This is a genomic window from Arthrobacter sp. NicSoilC5 (assembly GCF_019977395.1).
Taxonomy (GTDB): Bacteria; Actinomycetota; Actinomycetes; order Actinomycetales; family Micrococcaceae; genus Arthrobacter.
Genome location: NZ_AP024660.1, coordinates 3,474,325 through 3,492,737 on the forward strand (window position 1 = coordinate 3,474,325; position 18,413 = coordinate 3,492,737).

Below are 18,413 nucleotides of genomic sequence, written 5' to 3' on the forward strand. Positions count from 1 at the left end.
TACATCAGTCCAGGGGCTTGACCAGCCGGTGGTCAAAGAAGAAGACGCCGTACGGGGTCTTCACTCCCACTGACCGGCGGTCCTGCCACACGACGACCCCTTCGCGCCTGCCGCTGAAGGGGTCGTCGCCTATGACCGTGTCCCCAACCCGGTAAGGGCAGCGGGGGCTGAAAACCGTCAACGTCCGGCCCCATGCCCCCGAAAGGGCAGCCCCGAGGCTGACGGGCCGGCCCATGCCGGCAAGATCCTGTACGTAGTCCTTGGCCATGCGACCAACTCCTCCGAGCGGCAGCCCGCCGCCTGCTAACGGTGCTGGTTGGCGGAACGCTCCCAGCAGAGGATGGTCCTCCCATTCCGGCCGCCACCGTACGCCCACGCTATGCGCTATTCACACCAGCCACACCAGTAACAGGTACTCGAGTTTGGGTGCCGGTACTACTTGGCCTTCCCGGTCCCGTTAATGATCTCGTCGGCGTTGTCGAACGCCCAGGCCACCAGCGGCACCAGCAGCGCGCTCAACTCGTAGCCCCGCTCGGTGAGGCTGTAGTCAACCCGTGGAGGGATGACCGGCTGCGCGTCCCTGCTGACCAGGCCGTCGCGTTCCAGCGTCTTCAGCGTCTGTGCCAGCATTTTCTCGCTGATGCCCTCGGCCCGCCGTCGTAAGTCACTCCACCGCTGCTCACCCTCGGACAGGGCCACCAGGATCAGGACACCCCATTTGCTGGTGACGTGGTCCAGCACGGTCCGGCTGGGGCACCCGGCCGCGAACACGCCGTCGGCAAATGCGGGAGGCAGGGGAGCTGCTTTCATGGGCCCAGCTTACCTGGAGGTCAGTACCTTACTTCAAAGTGCGTACTCTCTTTCGGGAAGTTATCTGCCGCCGGCCCGGTTGTGCCCACTGACAGAGCAAAAAATCCCGAAAGGAATCATTGTGAGCATCGTTGTTACAGGCGCCACCGGCCAGCTTGGCCGCCACGTTCTTGAAGCCCTCCTGGAACGCGGCGTGCCGGCCGGAGAAATCGTCGCAGCAGGCCGGTCCGTTGAAAAGCTCGCTGACTTCGCTGCACGCGGGGTTCAAGTGAAGGCGATGGATTATGCCGACGCCGGTTCAGTCGCTGCTGCCCTGAAGGGTGCCAAGCGCGTGCTGCTGATCTCCGGCAGCGAAGTGGGACAGCGGGTTGACCAGCACCGCACCGTCATCGAAGCCGCCAGGGCCGAGGGCGTGGAGCTTCTTGCCTATACCAGCATCGCCAACGCTGACGCCACCGCCATGTTGCTGGCCGACGAGCACAAGGCCACTGAAGCCCTGCTGCGTGAATCGGGTGTTCCTTTCGTGCTGCTGCGCAACGGCTGGTACCTGGAAAACTACACCGAACAGCTTCCCGGGACCCTCGCGCAGGGCGCCGTTGCAGGAAGCGCCGGTGACGGCAAGGTCAGTGGTGCCTCTCGGGCCGACTACGCCTACGCAGCCGCCGCAGTCCTGGTGGCCGACGACCAGGCCGGCAAAGTCTACGAACTGGGCGGCGACGACGCGTTCAGCATGGCCGACCTCGCATCGGAGATCAGCGCTGCCACCGGAAAGTCCATCAGCTACAACAACCTGCCCGCGGGGGAGTACGCAGGCCTGCTCGCATCCGTGGGCGTGCCGGAGGCTTTCGCTGAAATCCTTGCGGACTCCGACCTTGGCATTGCGCGCGGCGATCTCCTGGTCAGCACCGGCGACCTCCGCCGGCTGATCGGGCGCCCGACGACGTCCCTTGGCCAGGCGGTCAGGGCCGCCGCTGCTGCCGCTTAGGACGGCGGAACGCAAAAGGTGCCCGGCCCCATGAGGGGCCGGGCACCTTTTTTGTTGTGCTTGCCGGAGCGCGGCGTTATTCGCTGGTTGGGCGCCGCCCGCGGTCAGGCATAGCGTGGCATCACTTCACGAGGTCGTTGGTGTACGTATCGGCCAGCTTGATCTCCTTGTTTCCCACGTCCGGGTTGGCTACCTGCTGGGTCTTCAGGACTGCCTTGACGCCGTCGTCGGTGAATGTGCCGTCCTTGCTCAGGGTCTTCTTGAGGTCCTCGATCACCTTGGCATAGAGGTCCTTGTCTCCGCCGGCGAAGCTTTCCGGCATCTTGGCCGCGATTTCGGCGCCCGAATGCCCGTTGATGTACTCCAGGGTCCGCTTGATGGCCTTGGCCAGCTTGGCGGCGGTGTCCTTGTTCTGGTTCAGCCACTCGGTCTTGGCGTAAAGGCAGGCGGAAGGCCAGGAATCGGTGGCGAACACTTCCTTCAGGCCCTCCGACGTGCGGACATCCTCCAGTACTACGGGATTGTGGCCGATGCGCTTGGTGAGGACTGACACGTCCGGTTCGAGCATGACGGCTGCATCCACCTGGCCCTGCTCGACAGCGGCAACGGCGGAAGACCCGGCGCCGATGGCGGACACGGCTGCATCAGTCTGTTGCATGTTGTTCTTCGCCAGCAGGAACTTCACGAACATGTCCGTGGAGGAGCCCGGAGCCGTGACGCCGACGTTCTTGCCCTTCAGGTCGGCAATGGATTTGATCTGGCCTTCGTTCTTCGGGGCCACCAGCAGCGCAAGGCCCGAGGACTGGCCCATGTCCACGAACGCCTTGATCTGCTGGTTCTTGGCCTGCATCTGGATCGTGTGCTCGTAGTAGCCGCTGGTCACGTTGGTGCTGCCGCCGATCATGGCGGTCAGGGCCTTGGAGCCGCCTTGGAGGTCCTGAAGCTCAACGTCCACGCCCTCATCCTTGTAGTACCCAAGTTGCTGGGCCAGGGTGGTCGGCAGGTAGGTCAGGAGGGTCTGTCCGCCGACGCCGATGACCACCTTGCCGCCCCCGCCGCCGGCAGCGGCGGATCCGCTTTGGCCGGGAGGGGCGGCCGCGGGGGCGCCACAGGCGGAGAGCGCCAGGGCAACCGACGCAATCAGGGTCAGTGGCCGGAGGAGGACCCGGCCACGGCGCCGGGTTGCTTTCTGTGTCATGAGTGTCCCTTTCAGGCGGGTTGTTGAGTTTCTGCGCCGGTAATGCAGCTGTTGGCCGGTCGGGCTCAGGAAGACCGGACCGGGCGCCACCTGAGCAGGTGCCGTTCCAGGCGGTTGACGAGGAGGTCGATGATCAGCACGACGATCATGAGGATGAACATCCCCGCGAACACGCCCTTGGTATCGAATACGCCCTGCGCCTGCGCGATGGCGTATCCCACGCCGCCCGAAGCGCCCAGGTACTCACCCACCACTGCGCCGGTAATGGCGAAGCCGACGCTGATATGCAGGCTGGAGAAGATCCAGGTCAGTGCACTCGGAATGAAGACGTGGCGCAGGAGCTGCTTTTCGCTGGCCCCCAGCATCCTGGCGTTGTCCACCAGGACCCGGTCCACGCTCTTGACGCCTTCCAGGGTGTTGAAGAAGACGATGAAAAACACCAGGGTGAAGCCGAATGCGACCTTGGACCAGATGCCAAGGCCGAACCACAGCAGGAAGATCGGAGCCAGGACCACGCGGGGGAGCGCGTTGAACATCTGGAGGAAGGGGTCCAGCAACCGTTCAAGGAAGCGGACGCGGGCGAGGATGAAGCCCAGGAGGAGTCCGACGGCGGCCCCGACCAGGAAGGCGAGGATGGCTTCCTGCATGGTCACCCAGAGATGGGGGAACACGAACCCTGAGGACACCCAGAGCCATACGGTCTGGAAGATGTCCGAGGGCAGGGGGAAGAAGAATTCGTCAATCACCCCGGCCCGGCCAAGGACCTCCCACGCTCCCAGGACGAGGACCGTGAGGAGGAGCTGGATGCTCCGCATGGCCAGGGGTGACATTTCTCCCCGGCGGGCTGACCTGCTGACGGGGCTGCGGTCCTGGGTGCTGCCGGGAGAGCCGTTCCCGCGGGAACCCGGCCTCCGTGAACCGAGGATGGTCATGCTGCCTCGCCTTCCTCTGCCATGGCGCTTTCGTAGGTCTTTGAGACTTCGATTTTCAGGCGGCCCCAGATCTCCCGGTGCAGGGCAACGAAGCGCGGGTCATCCCGGATGTCCAGCAGGTCGCGGGGGCGGGGAATGTCGATCTGGTAGCTTCCCACCACGGTGCTCCCGGGGCCTGCGCCCAGGATGAGCACTTCGTCGGACAAGGCAATCGCTTCGTCGAGGTCGTGGGTAATGAAGACCACCGCCTTGCCGGATTCCTGCCAAAGCTGCAGGAGCTCGTTTTCCATGATCTGGCGGGTCTGGACGTCGAGGGCGGAAAACGGCTCGTCCATGAGGAGGATGTCCGGGTTTACGATCCAGGCCTGGGCGATGGCGGTGCGCTTGCGCATCCCGCCGCTGAGCTGGTGCGGATAGAGGTCCGCAAAGTTCTTGAGGCCCACTTTTTCGAGCCAGCGCCGCGATTCCGAGTGGGCCTCGGCCTTGGAAACGCCGGCCATGGTCAGGCCCAGGCTGACGTTGTCGATGACGGTCTTCCACGGCAGCAGGGCGTCCTGCTGGAACATGTAGGACGCCCGGCGGTTCACTCCCGACACCGGTTCGCCGAAGCTCTTGACCTCGCCGAAGCTGGGTGTCAGGAGGCCTGCTGCCATGTTCAGGATGGTGGACTTTCCTGATCCGGTCGGGCCAACGATCGAGACGAAGCGGCCGGGTTCAACCTTTAGGTCGATGTCGCGGACTGCGAAGTAGGTCTCGCCTCCGGAGGTTGGAAATTGTTTGGTGCACCCGGTGAGCTCCACGGCATATCCGGACGTGGCTGGCTGTGCAGCTGGCATCTTTGCCTCTTCCCGGCCAACTCCGGCCGCTTGTTTCCCCCTGCTGGTTCACGCTCTCGGAACGATGGTGGTGCATCGGTCCGCGTCCGGAGTCCCGTGTACGGACTCCGTTTGTACTACTCATCAGCAGGACTGGCCCGCCACATCGTGGGTTCTCCATCATGATGTGGACCTGATGCTAACAGTTACTTCGGTCACACTCAACGCCCCCACGGCTCATACACTTTCCCCATGAGCTCCAGCGAAACGTCGGCCACGCCCCTGTTGGTCCTGCGAAAGATCACTGCCATCCTCGATGCCTTTTCCCTCGTCCGGCCCGAGTTGTCGCTGGCTGAGATCCGTTCCAGTACGGGGGTGCCGCACTCCACGGTGCAGCGCCTGGTGGCGAACATGGTGCAGGAAGGGATCCTGGACCGGCACGGGGACCGCTACCGGGTAGGGGTGCGGATGGCCCACTGGGCTGCGCCGGCAACCCAGGGCCTGGATTTCCTGGAACTGCTGACCCCCGTGCTGCGGAGGCTTCGTGACGAACTGGGTGAGACGGCCTGCATCTTCCGCGAATCCCAGGGAAAGCGCGTCTGCATTGCCTTGGCTGAGACCCGCCGCATGCTCCGGCGGGCGGTGAGCGTGGGTGAAATCATGCCGCTGCACGTGGGTGCGGCGGGCCGGGTCCTGCTGGCCTGGAACCCGGAAGTTGCGGATGAGGTGTACCGGTCGGGCCTGGCGTCCCTGACCGACCAGACCATTACCGATGCCGCGAGCCTGGAGGAATCGGTTGCGAAAGTCCGGGCAGATGGTTTCGCCATCACTACCGGTGAGCGCGTGTCCGGCGCCAGCGGAATCTCAGCTCCGATCTTCGGGCCGCAGGGTGAACTCTTCGGGGCCCTGACGGTGATGGGTCCCGCGCTGAGGATGCCCTTTGACGTCTGTGCGTCCTGGGTGGAACAGGTACTGGCGGCCGCTGAGGAGGGCACCCGGATGATCGGCGGCACCATCCCCCAGTAGGACAGGTTCTCAGATCCCTCTATCCACATTGTGAATTTGGGTCCACAATATGAGTTGTCGCCAACAATGCGTCGCGATCCACGGCAGGCCGGGCAACGCGGCCCGGGCACCGGCTGCCGGCAGAACAGGAGTCCCAATGATGGTGGAAACTTCACAGAGCGCGCCCACTGGCGGCGTGCGCCGTGGTCAGCACACAGGCTTCGGACCTGGCGCCCGGGAGTGGGCCGGCCCCGGCGCTGCACCTGCCCTCGGTGCCGTGGGAACGGCCGGCGGGCCGCTCGCCGGCGTGCGGGTCCTGGAGCTCGGCTCACTGATCGCGGGCCCGTTTGCAGGACGCCAGCTCGCAGACTTCGGTGCGGAGGTCATCAAGATCGAATCTCCCGACCGTCCCGATCCCATGCGTGAATGGGGCCGGGCCCGGATCGACGGCCACACCCTGTGGTGGTCGGTCCAGTCCAGGGGGAAGAAATGCGTGACGCTGGACCTCAAGTCGCCCCGCGGACGTGAACTGTTCCTGGAACTCTGCCGGGAAGCCGACGTCATCCTGGAGAACTTCCGCCCTGGAACACTCGAGAAACTCGGGCTCGCCCCCGAGGTGCTGTGGCAAAGCAACCCGGGCCTGGTCATCGCCAGGGTTTCCGGCTACGGGCAGACCGGACCGGACGCGAACAAGCCGGGCTACGCTTCCGTGGCCGAGGCCCGCGGCGGCCTGCGCCACCTCAATGGATATCCCGACCAGGCACCGCCACGGACAGGCATTTCGCTGGGTGACAGCCTGGCGTCGCTCTACGCGCTGCAGGGAATCCTGCTGGCCTTGTACTGGCGGGATGCCAAGGGAGGGACGGGGCAGGTCGTTGACGTGTCCCTCGTGGAAGCATGCTTCTCCCTTTTGGAAAGTGCCGTGCCCGATTACGCGGCTGCGGGCGTTGTGCCGGGCCCCAGCGGTTCCGGGCTAAAGGGGATAGCGCCGTCGAATATCTTCCGCTCCAGCGACGGAAAATGGGTGGTGATCGCTGCCAACCAGGACTCGGTGTTCGTGCGGCTGGCTGCCGCAATGGGCAGCCCGGAGCTGGCCTCCGACCCCCTCTACAGCAACCACGCATCCCGGGGAGTCAACCAGGAGGCGTTGGAACAGCTGATCGCCGAATGGGCCGCCGGCTTCGACCACTCGGAACTGGTGGCGTGCCTTGATCGGCACGCTGTTCCCAACAGCACTGTGAGTACCATCGAGGACATCTTCGAAGACCCCCAGCTTCGGGCGCGCGGGATGCTGGTGGAAGTTGCCGACGAACAGTTGGGAACGGTGGTCCAGCCGGGCGTCATCCCCAAGCTGTCCCGGACCAGCGGCGGTATTGCATGGAACGGGCCGCTGGCACCCGGCTCCCACAACAGCGACGTCTACGGGGGTCTGCTCAACATGAATGTCGAAGAACTGCAGCATGCCAAGGACGAGGGTGCCATCTGATGAACGGAATGACGGGAACCGGTACTCCCGGGGGAACAGTCTCAATCGTGGACGTCAGTCCCCGGGACGGGCTGCAGAATGAAAAAGTTCCGGTCAGCACCCGCGACAAGCTGCGCCTTATCAACGATCTGATTGCCCTGGGCGCCAGGCGGATTGAGGCGGTGAGCTTCGTAAACCCCAAAAAGGTTCCGCAAATGGCCGATGCCGATGCCGTCATGGCGGGGGTGCCGCGGGACGCCGGTGCCAGCTACATCGGCCTGGTGCTGAACACCCGGGGCGCGCACAGGGCCGTGGACGCGGGCGTGGACGAGATCAACTATGTCCTGCCGGTGACCGATGCCTTTGCAGCGGCCAACCAGAACACGACGGTCGCCGCCGCCCTTGATGCCCTGGAGGAAGTATCCGGAATCGCTGCCTCTGCCGGCATCCCTGTCACGGTCACGGCCGCCGTCGCCTTTGGCTGCCCGTACCAGGGCGACGTGCCCGGGGAACAAGCTCTTTCGGTCGTCCGCAGCGCACTGCAACGAGGCCAGCTGGCCGAGGTTGCCTTGGCGGACACCATCGGCTGCGCCGTCCCCTGGCAGGTCAACGGGGTCTTTGCCGCCCTGGCGTCTGAAACGGATGTGGCGCTGCGGGCCCACCTGCACGAGACGCGCCACACTGCGTTGGCGAATACCTATGCCGCCATGGCGGCCGGGGTCAAAGTCTTCGACAGTGCCGTGGGAGGCCTGGGCGGTTGCCCCTTTGCCCCCGGCGCGGCCGGCAATGTTTCCACGGAGGACCTGGCATGGATGCTGGAGCGGGCAGGGTTTTCCACCTCGATTGATCCGCTGGCTGCCACCGAGCTGGGCCGCTGGATCTGCGCCAAAGTGGAGACCGCGCCGCGCTCGGGGCTCGCCGGCGCAGGAGTGTTCCCCAAGGCTGCGTAGGCCCAGGGGAACACTCCGCACCGAACTCCCGAACGGCGGCTATCGGCGTCTTTTCCTAGCCCCGGCTGCTCCAGGCGGCAGCCTCCATCCCGCCGTCCCTGCCGACCACCGGCAGTGGCGAGGTCTCGTCCTCAAGGTGGGCCCGCCGTCGTCCGTCACCCTTGATCCACAGGCGGTACGCCAGGACCAGCAGGCCCAGCCACACGGCGCCCACGTACAGTGCGATCCGGGTGTCCTCGAACGCGCCCAGCACGGCGATCACCAGCGCCATGAAAGCGATGGTGAGGACAGAGGCGGCAGGCCACCACGGGGAGGGGAATTCCGAAGCCGGCGGGCCCTTTTGCGCGATTTCCCGCTTCATGGCCACGTGGGACGCCAGGATCATCACCCACACCCAGACGGTGGCGAAGGTGGCGATGGAGGCAATAACGAGGAACACGTCTTCCGGGATGACGGCGTTGAGGACCACGCCCACCAGCAGGATCCCGGCCATCATGACCACGGTCATCCAGGGGACGCCGTGCCGCGAGACCTTCCCGAAGGCTGCGGGCGCGTGGCCCTGGTTGGAGAGTCCGAAGAGGATGCGGCCGGCCCCGAAGATGTCGCTGTTGATGGCCGACAGCGCCGCCGTGATGACCACCGCGTTGAGGATGTGCGGTGCGGCCGGGATGCCCAGGCTGCTGAAGATCTGGACGAACGGGCTGCCGCTGGTGCCCACCTGGTCCCACGGGAAGAGACTCATCAGGACTCCCAGGGTCAGGACGTAGAACAGCAGCACCCGCACCGGCACCGTGTTGACGGCCTTGGGGATGACCTTCTTGGGATCTGCTGCCTCGCCGGCTGTGATGCCCAGCGTCTCGATCCCGCCGAAGGCGAACATCACCACGGCGAAGGATGCCAGCAGGCCCTCGAAGCCGTTCGGGAACAGGCCGCCATGCTCAACGAGGTTGCCCAGGCCGGGCGCCACGGTGGAGTCCGCGGCCTGGAAGCCGAACACGATGATGGCGGCGCCGCCGGCGATCATGGCAATAATGGCCGCCACCTTGATCAGCGAGAACCAGAACTCCAGTTCGCCGAAGACCTTGACGCTGAGCAGGTTCAAGGCCGCCAGGAAGCAGATGACGGCCAGGATCCAGATCCAGCGGTCCACCTGCGGGAACCAGAACCCTATATAGATGCTGAACGCTGTGACGTCGGCGATGGCGACGATCGCCATCTCGAACACGTACGTCCAGCCGGCCACGAAGCCGGCCAGGGGGCCAAGATAACGGCTCGCATACTGGCTGAAGGAGCCCGACACCGGGTGCCGCACCGCCATCTCGCCCAGGGCCCGCATCACCATGAACACCGCGGCGCCGCCGATGATGTAGGCCAGCAGGACGGCCGGCCCTGCCTTTTGAATCGCCGAGGCGGAGCCGTAGAAGAGGCCCGTGCCGATGGCCGAGCCCAGGGCCATGAAGCGGATGTGCCGGACATTGAGGCCCCTGTTGAGGACTTGTCCGACGACGGCTGCCGGCTTTTGCGTTTCCACCGGACTTTGGGTCCGGGTTGGGGTGGGTTGCATAGAGTTACCTTCTCGTCTTTGGGAGGGGAGCCGCTAACCAGCAGACCATTTCCGGCCCGTTCGTGATGAGGCTCACGGAGGCTTGGTGTCTTCGGTTCCAGACTGTGGGCAGTGAGATGCGTTCGACGGCGGCACGCGGATTGACGCGCTGAGGCACCATCCGCTGCAGAGGGCCTGGCGGCCGGCAGCCCCCGGCGTGAATGTCAGTGGGTCGATGGATGATGTGGTTATGGGAATCAGCGGTGGTCTTGGGGCGGTGTTGGAGGGTGTCCGCGCCTCTGTTGCTGCCCTTGATGCGCTGGAGAAAGAGGACGCTTTCCTGGCTTCCGGGGCTCATGGTGGTGCCGGTGTGGATATTGGTGCGGGTACGGATGTTTTGCAGCGGCGGTATGGGATCCGGCTGGAACGGCTGGAGCTTATGGCTCGGCTGGAGGCGCAACTGGCTGCGGTGAAAGCGGAGACCGCTGCTGAGGCAGTGGAGTTCCAGCAGACGATGACGCCGCCGGACGCCTCGATCCAGGACCGCACTTATGCTGACATGTCGGTGGTGGAGGAGATCGCCGGGGTGCTGACCATCAGCTCCGCGGCCGCGGGCGCTTTGGTGGAGCAGTCACGGCGGATCTGTTCCCTGCCGCCCGTCATGAACGCCTTGGCCGCGGGCGCGATGTCGTGGCAGCACGCCCGCATCGTTGCGGACGAGACCGAAGGCCTCACCCCGGAGGGCGCGCTAAAGCTGGTGGCGCATTTCTTCGACCCTGACGCGCCCAACCCCGCCCGCGGCGCCGCCCCCGGTGAGCTCCTCCCGTCCCGGTTCCGGGCCAAGGTCCGCGGCTGGCGGGAACGCCATCATCCGGACTCCATCGAGAAGCGGCACGCCAAGGGTGCGGCGGACCGGCGGATGGAATATGTCCCCGACCGGGACGGCATGGCCTGGATCTCGCTGTACCTGCCCGGGGACACCGCGTGCGCCATCTGGAACCGGACCACCGCCACCGCCCGCGGCCTCCAAGGCCCCGACGAAGAGCGCACCCTCACCCAACTCCGCCCCGACATCGCAGCCTCGCTGCTCCTCGGCACCGGGCAGGTTGCGGGTGAACGTTCCTCTGGCACCACCGCGGCCACCGCAAGCACGACCGCGATGGGAAAGGTGCCCACCCCGCGGGCCGACGTCCTGGTCACTGTGCCGGTGTTCTCCCTCCTCGGAGCGACCGACGAACCAGCAGTGCTGGACGGTTTCGGCCCGATCCCGGCCTCCATGGCGCGCAAACTTGTCGCCGACGGGGCGGAATCGTTCTACCGGGTCCTGGTCGACCCCCGCGACGGGGCACCGCTGGAGATCGGCCGGAAAAACTACCGGCTCACCGAAACCATCAAACGCTGGATCAGGATGCGCGATACCAAGTGCACCTTCCCCGGCTGCACCAACCGCACCCCCGACAACGAAACCGACCACCTACAAGCGTGGCAACACGGCGGCACCACCAACGTCAGCAACCTGGCCCAGCTCTGCCCCAAACACCACCGGCTCAAACACCACACCAGATGGACACCGGACCCGGCCAACAAGAATGAACCACCCGGCTGGACCTCACCCACCGGACGCCACTACAACCCAGAACACCAGGATGCCGAACCAACCCACTGGCCACAACAGCTCCTGGCGTTGTTCGGCGACGCCTCGGAACGGGAGACTTCAGCCGGGGCACTGGAGTGGCCGGACGGGTACGTGCCCGAACAGCTCGGCTTGCTTGAGGAGCTAAGCGTCCCCGACGATCCCGGTCCCTCCGAAACTGAACTGCCGGCTGACCCTTTCCCTGAATGGTCTCTGTTCCTGGACTTTGAGGACCTGGAAGCGCAGGTTCTCTCGGGCTGAGCGTGCCGAGTCCCGGGAGCGTTTGTCTGGTATTTCAGACGTTAAGGTTCAAAATGAGTCGCCCAGGGCTCCCGGAAGGACGCAAGCTTAAGTACGGGATACCGGACAGAGCTAGCCAGAAAGACACTTCCACTTCATGAGCACTGCACTAAGCGCCACAACACTGGGCTCCGCAGCACCAAACGCCGAAGCCCGGGCCCCCCGTCCCGCGGCGAAGGCGTCGTCCAAGGTTCCCGCCGCAGAAAACACCCTGCGCATCCTCAAGTTGCTGGCTTCCAGGCGGGGGCCGATGGCGGCCTCGCAGATTGCCTCCAGCCTGGACCTGCCCCGGTCCAGCGTCTACCACCTGCTGGGGGTGATGGAGGCGAATGGCTTCGTCCTTCATCTCCACGAGGAGCAGCGGTACGGCCTTGGCATCAGCGCCTTCGAACTCAGCTCCGCCTACTCCCGGCAGGAACCGCTGTCCAGGCTGGGCCGTCCCCTGCTCGCCAGCCTGGTGGATGCGATCGGCGAGAGCGCCCACCTTGCCGTGCTCCATGGCCGGGACGTGCTGTACATCGTCGAGGAACGGGCCAAGAACCGCCCGTCCCTGGTGACCGACGTCGGCGTCCGCCTTCCCAGCCACCTCACGGCCAGCGGCCGCGCCATCCTTGCCGCCCTGCCCAAGTCCCAGGTCCGGGCGCTCTACCCCAACGCCGCTGCCTTCAGCGCGCGGCACGAGGTGGCGGGCGCCATCATGAAGTACTCGTCGCTTTCCTCGCACCTGGACCAGGTCAGGCAACGCGGGTATGCCACCGAGCACGGCGAGGTGACTCCGGGCTTCGGTTCCATCGCCGCCGCCGTCACCGACCACCTGGGCTGGCCCACTGCCGCTGTCGCGGTCACATTCCTGGAAGAGAAGCTGGCCCCGGAGGAATGGCCAGCGCTGGCCGCCCGGGTCCAGAAGGTGGCTGATGAGCTCTCGGTCCGGATCCACGGACGCCCCACCAAGTAAAAGCTGTCAACCATGACCCCTGGCAGCAGGCCTCGGGCGCGTCTGGCATCCCGGACAGCACCCATGCAAAAGCCCTGTGAAGCCCTTCCTGGAGGGGCTTTAGTGGATGCAGAACTTCTTTCCTCCGTCAGACACACCACCCAGAAGGAGCCCATCATGGCACCCGCCGATTTCACCACCGGTGCCCGCCCGGTCAAAGCAGCCCGGGGCACCGAGCTCACCGCCAAGTCCTGGCAGACCGAAGCGCCCCTGCGCATGCTGATGAACAACCTGGACCCCGAAGTGGCAGAACGCCCCGACGACCTGGTGGTCTACGGCGGCACCGGCCGCGCCGTCCGCTCCTGGGCCGCCTTCGATGCCATCACCCGCACCCTGCAGACCATGGAAAAGGACGAAACCCTCCTGGTCCAGTCCGGCAAGCCCGTGGGCGTGTTCCGCACCAACGAATGGGCGCCCCGCGTGCTGCTGGCCAACTCCAACCTCGTCGGCGACTGGGCCACCTGGCCCGAATTCCGCCGGCTCGAGGCCGAAGGCCTCATGATGTACGGCCAGATGACCGCCGGCTCCTGGATCTACATCGGCACCCAGGGCATCCTGCAGGGCACGTTTGAGACCTTCGCCGCGATCGCCCGCAAGCTCACCGGGGACGAGAACGGCACCCTCGCCGGCACCCTGACCCTGACCGGCGGCTGCGGCGGCATGGGCGGCGCCCAGCCGCTCGCGGTCACCCTGAACGAGGGCGCCTGCCTGATCGTCGACGTCGACGAATCCCGCCTGCGCCGCCGCGCCGGCAAGCGCTACCTGGACGAGGTGGAAACCGACCTCGACGCCGCCATCGCCAAGGTGCTCAAGGCCAAGGAAGAGCGCCGCCGCTGGTCCGTGGGCTACGTGGGCAACGCCGCCGAAGTCTTCCCCGAAATCCTGCGCCGCCACATGGCCGGCGAGCTCACCGTGGACATCGTCACCGACCAGACCTCGGCACACGATCCGCTGTCATACCTGCCCGAGGGCATCACCGTGGACGAGTGGCACCGCGAGGCTGCAGCGGATCCGGAAGGCTTCACCAAGAAAGCCCAGGCCTCCATGGCCCGCCACGTGCAGGCCATGGTGGAATTCCAGGATGCCGGCGCCGAGGTCTTCGACTACGGCAACTCCATCCGCGACGAGGCCCGCAAGGGCGGCTACGAGCGAGCCTTCGAGTTCCCCGGCTTCGTTCCCGCCTACATCCGGCCGCTCTTCTGCGAAGGCCTGGGCCCGTTCCGCTGGGTGGCCCTCTCCGGCGACCCCGAGGACATCCGTGTCACGGACGAGGCCATCAAGGAGCTGTTCCCCGAGAACAAGCACCTGCACCGTTGGATCGACGCAGCCCAGGAACGGGTGGAGTTCGAAGGCCTGCCGGCCCGCATCTGCTGGCTGGGCTACGGCGAACGCGCCAAGGCCGGCCTGCTGTTCAACCAGCTGGTCAAGGAGGGCAAGGTCAAGGCCCCCATCGTCATCGGCCGCGACCACCTGGACTCCGGTTCTGTCGCTTCGCCCTACCGCGAAACCGAGGCCATGGCCGACGGCTCCGACGCCATCGCCGACTGGCCCATGCTGAACGCCCTCCTGAACACTGCCTCCGGTGCCACCTGGGTCTCCCTGCACCACGGCGGCGGCGTGGGCATCGGCCGCTCCATTCACGCAGGCCAGGTCTCCGTCGCCGACGGCACCGACCTCGCCGCCGAAAAGCTCGAACGCCTCCTCACCAACGACCCCGGTATGGGCGTCATCCGCCACGCCGACGCCGGCTACGAGCGGGCCCTCGACGTCGCCAAGGAACGCGGTGTCCGCATCCCCATGCAGGAATTCCGCTAACCGAGCCCCAATTCCACATCGATTGCTCCGTAGGTGCCGTTATGACCCCTCAAAAGGGCCCTTACGGAGCAGTCGATGAAACAACACAAGGAACTTAAATTGACCACGATTACCCACGAACCGCTCACTGTCACCCTCGGGTCCGTCGGCGTCACGCCCCAGGATGTTCTCGCCGTCGCGCGCCACGACGCAAAGGTCACCATCGCCCCGGAAGCCCTCGAAACGGTGGCGAAAGTCCGCGCCCACATCGACAGCCTGGCCTCCAGTGATACACCTGCCTACGGCATCTCCACCGGCTTCGGCGCCCTGGCCAACCGCCACATCCCCAACGAGCTGCGCACCCAGCTGCAGAAATCGCTGATCCGCAGCCACGCGGCAGGCATGGGTCCGGCAGTTGAGCGGGAAGTGGTCCGCGGCATCATGTTCCTGCGCGCCAAGACCCTCGCCTCGGGCCGCACGGGCGTCCGTCCGGTGGTCCTGCAGACCATGGTGGATGTCCTCAACGCGGGCATCACCCCGGTGGTCCGCGAGTTCGGCTCGCTGGGCTGCTCCGGCGACCTCGCGCCGCTGTCGCACTGCGCCCTGGTCCTGATGGGCGAGGGGGAAGCGGAAGGGCCCGACGGCGTCACGTACGGCGGGCGGGGCGAGCGGCCCGTCGCCGAGCTGCTCGCAGAGCACGGCATCGAGCCCGTCACCCTCGCTGAAAAGGAGGGGCTTGCGCTGGTGAACGGCACCGAGGGCATGCTGGGCATGCTCCTCATGGCCATCGCCGACCTTCGCCAGCTGCTGGCGACGGCGGACATCACCGCCGCGCTGAGCGTCGAGGCGCTGCTGGGCACCGACCAGGTGTTCCTGCCCGAGCTGCACGCCGCACTGCGGCCGCACCCGGGCCAGGCGGCCAGCGCGGACAACATGCTGCGCGTGCTCTCGGATTCGCCCATTGTGGCCTCCCACAAGGTGGGTGACTCGCGGGTCCAGGACGCCTACTCCCTGCGGTGCGCCCCGCAGGTGGCCGGTGCCGTCCGTGACACGGTGGACCATGCCGAACTGGTGGCCACCCGGGAACTGGCGGCAGCCATCGACAACCCCGTGGTGCTTCCCGACGGCCGCGTCAGCTCCAACGGCAACTTCCATGGAGCACCCGTGGCGTACGTCCTGGACTACCTGGCCATCGCCGTCGCCGACCTCAGCTCCATCGCCGAACGCCGCACCGACCGCATGCTTGACCCTGCCCGTTCGCATGGCCTCCCGGCCTTCCTCGCTGCCGACCCTGGGGTGGACTCCGGCCTGATGATTGCCCAGTACACCCAGGCCGGGCTGGTCTCGGACAACAAGCGGTTGGCCGTTCCGGCATCAGTGGACTCCATTCCGAGCTCCGCCATGCAGGAGGACCACGTGTCCATGGGCTGGCACGCGGCGCGGAAGCTGCGCAAAGCCGTGGAGAACCTCCGCCGCGTCCTGGCCATCGAACTGGTGACCTCCGCCCGGGCACTGGACATCCGCATGCAGCTCTCGGGCGGCGTCCTCACTCCCGGACCTGCGGGCACCGCAGTGGTGGCAGCGCTCCGCGGCGTGGTGGAAGGTCCCGGAACGGACCGTTTCCTGTCCCCGGAACTGGAAGCGGCTGACCGGCTGGTCGCCTCAGGTGACGTGCTCCGGGCAGCCGAATCCGCCGTCGGGCCGCTCGCCTGACACCGAAGGATCTTCAGGGCCTGCTGCGCTTCCGTCCGAAGTGCGGAATATCCGGCGCCACGGCCCTCCCTGGCGCCGGGAGTGTAGTAGAACTGAAGGTGTAGTGAAAGTCACATCAAAGAGGCTGTGGCGGCAGAACGATACAAAGGGGTAGAAGTTCACATGAAAGCACGTGGGGCAGTCCTGTCGAGGCGCAATGCCCATTCCGCCGCGGTGTCCAACTGGAAGTCACTCCAGGCCGGGGACCGCGTCGAGATCATCAAGCATGCACATGTAGTGGCAGCCGGGGAGGTGGAAGAGGTGTCGCAGAGCGGCAACGTCCTCTGGCTGGTGCCGGCGGGCCCGTCAGGTCCGGCGGAGAAGGAGCTTTTCCTGAAGTCCGACGGCGTGCAGGTCCGCCGCGGCTAGCAGCCCGGCCGGCAGCGCCGGCACTAAAAAGTCCCCGCACGCCTTAACGGTGTGCGGGGACTTTTTAGTGGTTTTGGTCAGGCGGCGATGGATTCGTACGTTTCGCCAAACGGTACCGATTCGTCCAGGGCTACGGTGTAGCGTCCCGGGTGCAGCCTGGTAACCAGGATGCCGCAGGCGGCTTCCTGTGCTGCAACCTCAATCAGTTCGGCCACCGCCTCTTCCAGTCCGGCGTGGACCTCGCTGGCGCTGGAGAACTCCAGGCTGATGGACCGCGGGGCGGGCCCTTCGGGGGTCTGGGCGGCGGGGACGCGCTCCAAGGTGGCTGTAGTCATGTACTGAACTTTCTGTGTTTCGTGCCAGGATGGCTCCATCATTCTACCGGCTGCTTCCGTTATATGTCAGATGACTGTCCTTTGGAAGCCCCCGGGATGCGGTCACAAAGCGTTCCGTTCCCGGCCGCTCAGCAAAATCCGGGAGCATGGAAGCGGGTGCCCAGAGGGCCTGAAACCTGTCGGAACAGCTTGAGGAGAATTCGGTATGAAAATCATGCGCCTGGGCGAAAGTGGCAGCGAGCAGCCTGCCGTCGTGGTCCCCTCCACGGACGGCGTTGACCGGTATTTCAGCCTGCTGCCCATCACCGATGACGTGAACGGCGCGTTCCTTGCCGCCGGCGGCCTGGACAAAATCCGGAAAGTCCTGGAGGCGGGGGAACTGCCGGTCCTGGAAGGTGCCGCCGCGCTCCGCGTTGGTTCCCCCGTGGCCCGGCCTGGCTGCGTGGTGGGCATCGGGATGAACTACGCCGCCCACGCCGCGGAATCGGGGGCGGAGCCGCCCACCATTCCCGTGGTCTTCCTCAAGCCCAGCAACACGGTCACCGGCCCGTTCGACCCCGCCCCGCTTCCACCCCGCTCCACGCAATACGACTGGGAGGTGGAGCTGGGCATCGTGATCGGCAAGGAAGCCAGCTACCTCGGTTCCACCGAGGAGGCCGCCGCCTGCATTGCCGGCTACGTCACCGCCAATGACTTTTCCGAACGGGAGTACCAGCTGCCCGGAGCCGCCGGCCAGTGGACCAAGGGAAAGTCCCTCCCGGGGTCAACGCCCCTGGGTCCGTGGCTGGTCCCTGCAGGGGAGACCGACGGCGGCAACCTGCGGCTGCGCAGCTGGGTGAACGGTGAGCCCCGGCAGGATTCGACGTCAGCAGAGCTGATTTTCGATGCGCCCACCCTGGTCCACCACTGCAGCCAGTACATGCGGCTGGAGCCGGGCGATGTGATCCTCACCGGAACGCCGCAGGGGGTGGCCTTAAGCGGCCGTTTCCCCTACCTCCAGCCCGGGGACGTGGTGGAGGTAGAGGTGGAGGGCCTGGGCCGCCAGCGCCAGGAGCTTTACCGGACGCCGGCGGCCACTGCGGTCTAGCCCGCTTTTACCGCCAGGACCGGGCAGTCCGCTTCAAGCAGGATGCGCTGTGACGTGCTGCCCATGATCAGCTTGCCCACCGGGGTGCGGCGGCGCAGGCCGATCACGATCAGGTCGGCTTTGTGCTCCTCGGCGGCGTCCAGCACCTCGGCGGCGGCGTCATGGCCGCGGACGGGCCGCTTGACCAGGTACTGGATGCCCTGGCTGGCCAGCCGCTGCTCAATGTCGTGGATGTCGCCTTCCTGGGCGAAACGGTTGTCCACGGTTGCCTCGCCCTTGGAGGAGTTGATCAGCACCAGGGTGGTGTTGCTCTTCCGCGCTTCGGCGATGGCCTGGGTGAGGGCAGCTTCGCCCTCGGGGGTCGGGACGTATCCCACAACAACGGTCATGGTTGCTCCTGTTCTGCGGAGTGGATGGGGCGCTGTTCAGTTACTGGTCGGGCCAGA

At 66.0% G+C, this 18,413-nt stretch carries 18 protein-coding genes; 10 read left to right on the plus strand and 8 right to left on the minus strand.

What is annotated here, in order from left to right; genetic code table 11:
* Positions 1–4: 4 nt before the first annotated feature.
* Together LDO22_RS16305 and LDO22_RS16310 are read right to left on the minus strand one after the other, a co-directional pair.
* Entirely contained in the window at positions 5–268 is a 264-nt protein-coding gene (locus tag LDO22_RS16305) for a hypothetical protein (RefSeq protein ID WP_159633755.1), read from the minus strand.
* 167 nt (positions 269–435) lie between these two features.
* Positions 436–810 carry a helix-turn-helix domain-containing protein gene (locus tag LDO22_RS16310; protein WP_159633752.1) on the minus strand — a complete coding sequence of 125 codons (375 nt, stop codon included), beginning with the start codon at positions 808–810 and terminating at the stop codon, positions 436–438.
* A gap of 121 nt (positions 811–931) precedes the next feature.
* Between LDO22_RS16310 and LDO22_RS16315 the strand changes: the two genes are divergently transcribed.
* A complete protein-coding gene (locus LDO22_RS16315; RefSeq protein WP_224024614.1) occupies positions 932–1,795 on the plus strand; it encodes an SDR family oxidoreductase in 864 nt (287 codons plus the stop codon).
* A gap of 121 nt (positions 1,796–1,916) precedes the next feature.
* Here LDO22_RS16315 and LDO22_RS16320 read toward each other — a convergent pair whose 3' ends face one another.
* The 3 genes from LDO22_RS16320 to LDO22_RS16330 form a co-directional block, all read right to left on the minus strand.
* Entirely contained in the window at positions 1,917–2,993 is a 1,077-nt protein-coding gene (locus tag LDO22_RS16320; protein ID WP_224024616.1) for an ABC transporter substrate-binding protein, read from the minus strand.
* 65 nt (positions 2,994–3,058) lie between these two features.
* On the minus strand, positions 3,059–3,925 hold the full coding sequence (locus tag LDO22_RS16325) for an ABC transporter permease (RefSeq protein ID WP_224024618.1): 867 nt from the start codon (positions 3,923–3,925) through the stop codon (positions 3,059–3,061).
* Positions 3,922–4,761 (minus strand): ABC transporter ATP-binding protein, encoded by an 840-nt coding sequence (locus LDO22_RS16330; RefSeq protein ID WP_224024620.1) that lies wholly within the window; start codon positions 4,759–4,761, stop codon positions 3,922–3,924. The genes LDO22_RS16325 and LDO22_RS16330 overlap by 4 nt, the downstream gene beginning before the upstream one ends.
* Before the next feature lie 231 nt (positions 4,762–4,992).
* Between LDO22_RS16330 and LDO22_RS16335 the strand changes: the two genes are divergently transcribed.
* From LDO22_RS16335 to LDO22_RS16345, 3 genes are all read left to right on the plus strand, one after another.
* The gene (locus LDO22_RS16335; RefSeq protein WP_224024622.1) at positions 4,993–5,766 is read left to right on the plus strand and encodes an IclR family transcriptional regulator; all 774 of its coding nucleotides are present in this window, start codon (positions 4,993–4,995) and stop codon (positions 5,764–5,766) included.
* Positions 5,767–5,905: 139 nt separating this feature from the next.
* On the plus strand, positions 5,906–7,231 hold the full coding sequence (locus LDO22_RS16340; RefSeq protein ID WP_224024624.1) for a CoA transferase: 1,326 nt from the start codon (positions 5,906–5,908) through the stop codon (positions 7,229–7,231).
* Entirely contained in the window at positions 7,231–8,160 is a 930-nt protein-coding gene (locus tag LDO22_RS16345; protein ID WP_224024626.1) for a hydroxymethylglutaryl-CoA lyase, read from the plus strand. Before LDO22_RS16340 ends, LDO22_RS16345 begins: the two co-directional genes overlap by 1 nt.
* A gap of 55 nt (positions 8,161–8,215) precedes the next feature.
* On the opposite strand, the gene LDO22_RS16350 is transcribed toward LDO22_RS16345, so the two are convergent.
* Entirely contained in the window at positions 8,216–9,724 is a 1,509-nt protein-coding gene (locus LDO22_RS16350) for an amino acid permease (RefSeq protein WP_224024628.1), read from the minus strand.
* A 229-nt stretch (positions 9,725–9,953) separates the two neighbouring features.
* Here LDO22_RS16350 and LDO22_RS16355 point away from each other — a divergent pair, with 229 nt between their 5' ends.
* From LDO22_RS16355 to LDO22_RS16375, 5 genes are all read left to right on the plus strand, one after another.
* Positions 9,954–11,597, plus strand: coding sequence for an HNH endonuclease signature motif containing protein (locus LDO22_RS16355; protein WP_224024630.1), 1,644 nt, complete (start codon positions 9,954–9,956; stop codon positions 11,595–11,597).
* Positions 11,598–11,733: 136 nt separating this feature from the next.
* Entirely contained in the window at positions 11,734–12,591 is an 858-nt protein-coding gene (locus tag LDO22_RS16360) for an IclR family transcriptional regulator (RefSeq protein WP_224024631.1), read from the plus strand.
* 156 nt (positions 12,592–12,747) lie between these two features.
* On the plus strand, positions 12,748–14,445 hold the full coding sequence (gene hutU / locus LDO22_RS16365; protein ID WP_224024633.1) for a urocanate hydratase: 1,698 nt from the start codon (positions 12,748–12,750) through the stop codon (positions 14,443–14,445).
* Positions 14,446–14,544: 99 nt separating this feature from the next.
* The gene (gene hutH / locus LDO22_RS16370) at positions 14,545–16,137 is read left to right on the plus strand and encodes a histidine ammonia-lyase (RefSeq protein WP_224024635.1); all 1,593 of its coding nucleotides are present in this window, start codon (positions 14,545–14,547) and stop codon (positions 16,135–16,137) included.
* Between the two features lie 162 nt (positions 16,138–16,299).
* Positions 16,300–16,545: a hypothetical protein gene (locus LDO22_RS16375; protein WP_159633722.1), complete on the plus strand. Its 246-nt coding sequence runs from the start codon at positions 16,300–16,302 to the stop codon at positions 16,543–16,545.
* Positions 16,546–16,622: 77 nt separating this feature from the next.
* Here the strand turns inward: LDO22_RS16375 and LDO22_RS16380 are convergent, their stop codons facing one another.
* Complete coding sequence (locus LDO22_RS16380; protein WP_224024637.1) at positions 16,623–16,880, minus strand: hypothetical protein; 258 nt, start codon at positions 16,878–16,880, stop codon at positions 16,623–16,625.
* A 205-nt stretch (positions 16,881–17,085) separates the two neighbouring features.
* On the opposite strand from LDO22_RS16380, the gene LDO22_RS16385 reads away from it, so the two are divergent.
* Positions 17,086–17,967: a fumarylacetoacetate hydrolase family protein gene (locus tag LDO22_RS16385; RefSeq protein ID WP_224024639.1), complete on the plus strand. Its 882-nt coding sequence runs from the start codon at positions 17,086–17,088 to the stop codon at positions 17,965–17,967.
* Here LDO22_RS16385 and LDO22_RS16390 read toward each other — a convergent pair.
* Positions 17,964–18,356: a universal stress protein gene (locus tag LDO22_RS16390; RefSeq protein ID WP_159633713.1), complete on the minus strand. Its 393-nt coding sequence runs from the start codon at positions 18,354–18,356 to the stop codon at positions 17,964–17,966. The genes LDO22_RS16385 and LDO22_RS16390 overlap by 4 nt on opposite strands.
* Between the last annotated feature and the right edge of the window lie 57 nt (positions 18,357–18,413).

Coding starts and splice junctions, on each gene's coding strand:
- LDO22_RS16305 (WP_159633755.1), bottom strand. CDS start 268: ATGGCCAAGGACTACGTACAGGATCTTGCCGGCATGGGCCGGCCCGTC.
- LDO22_RS16310 (WP_159633752.1), bottom strand. CDS start 810: ATGAAAGCAGCTCCCCTGCCTCCCGCATTTGCCGACGGCGTGTTCGCG.
- LDO22_RS16320 (WP_224024616.1), bottom strand. CDS start 2,993: ATGACACAGAAAGCAACCCGGCGCCGTGGCCGGGTCCTCCTCCGGCCA.
- LDO22_RS16325 (WP_224024618.1), bottom strand. CDS start 3,925: ATGACCATCCTCGGTTCACGGAGGCCGGGTTCCCGCGGGAACGGCTCT.
- LDO22_RS16330 (WP_224024620.1), bottom strand. CDS start 4,761: ATGCCAGCTGCACAGCCAGCCACGTCCGGATATGCCGTGGAGCTCACC.
- LDO22_RS16335 (WP_224024622.1), top strand. CDS start 4,993: ATGAGCTCCAGCGAAACGTCGGCCACGCCCCTGTTGGTCCTGCGAAAG.
- LDO22_RS16340 (WP_224024624.1), top strand. CDS start 5,906: ATGGTGGAAACTTCACAGAGCGCGCCCACTGGCGGCGTGCGCCGTGGT.
- LDO22_RS16345 (WP_224024626.1), top strand. CDS start 7,231: ATGAACGGAATGACGGGAACCGGTACTCCCGGGGGAACAGTCTCAATC.
- LDO22_RS16350 (WP_224024628.1), bottom strand. CDS start 9,724: ATGCAACCCACCCCAACCCGGACCCAAAGTCCGGTGGAAACGCAAAAG.
- LDO22_RS16355 (WP_224024630.1), top strand. CDS start 9,954: ATGGGAATCAGCGGTGGTCTTGGGGCGGTGTTGGAGGGTGTCCGCGCC.
- LDO22_RS16360 (WP_224024631.1), top strand. CDS start 11,734: ATGAGCACTGCACTAAGCGCCACAACACTGGGCTCCGCAGCACCAAAC.
- hutU (WP_224024633.1), top strand. CDS start 12,748: ATGGCACCCGCCGATTTCACCACCGGTGCCCGCCCGGTCAAAGCAGCC.
- LDO22_RS16375 (WP_159633722.1), top strand. CDS start 16,300: ATGAAAGCACGTGGGGCAGTCCTGTCGAGGCGCAATGCCCATTCCGCC.
- LDO22_RS16380 (WP_224024637.1), bottom strand. CDS start 16,880: ATGACTACAGCCACCTTGGAGCGCGTCCCCGCCGCCCAGACCCCCGAA.
- LDO22_RS16385 (WP_224024639.1), top strand. CDS start 17,086: ATGAAAATCATGCGCCTGGGCGAAAGTGGCAGCGAGCAGCCTGCCGTC.
- LDO22_RS16390 (WP_159633713.1), bottom strand. CDS start 18,356: ATGACCGTTGTTGTGGGATACGTCCCGACCCCCGAGGGCGAAGCTGCC.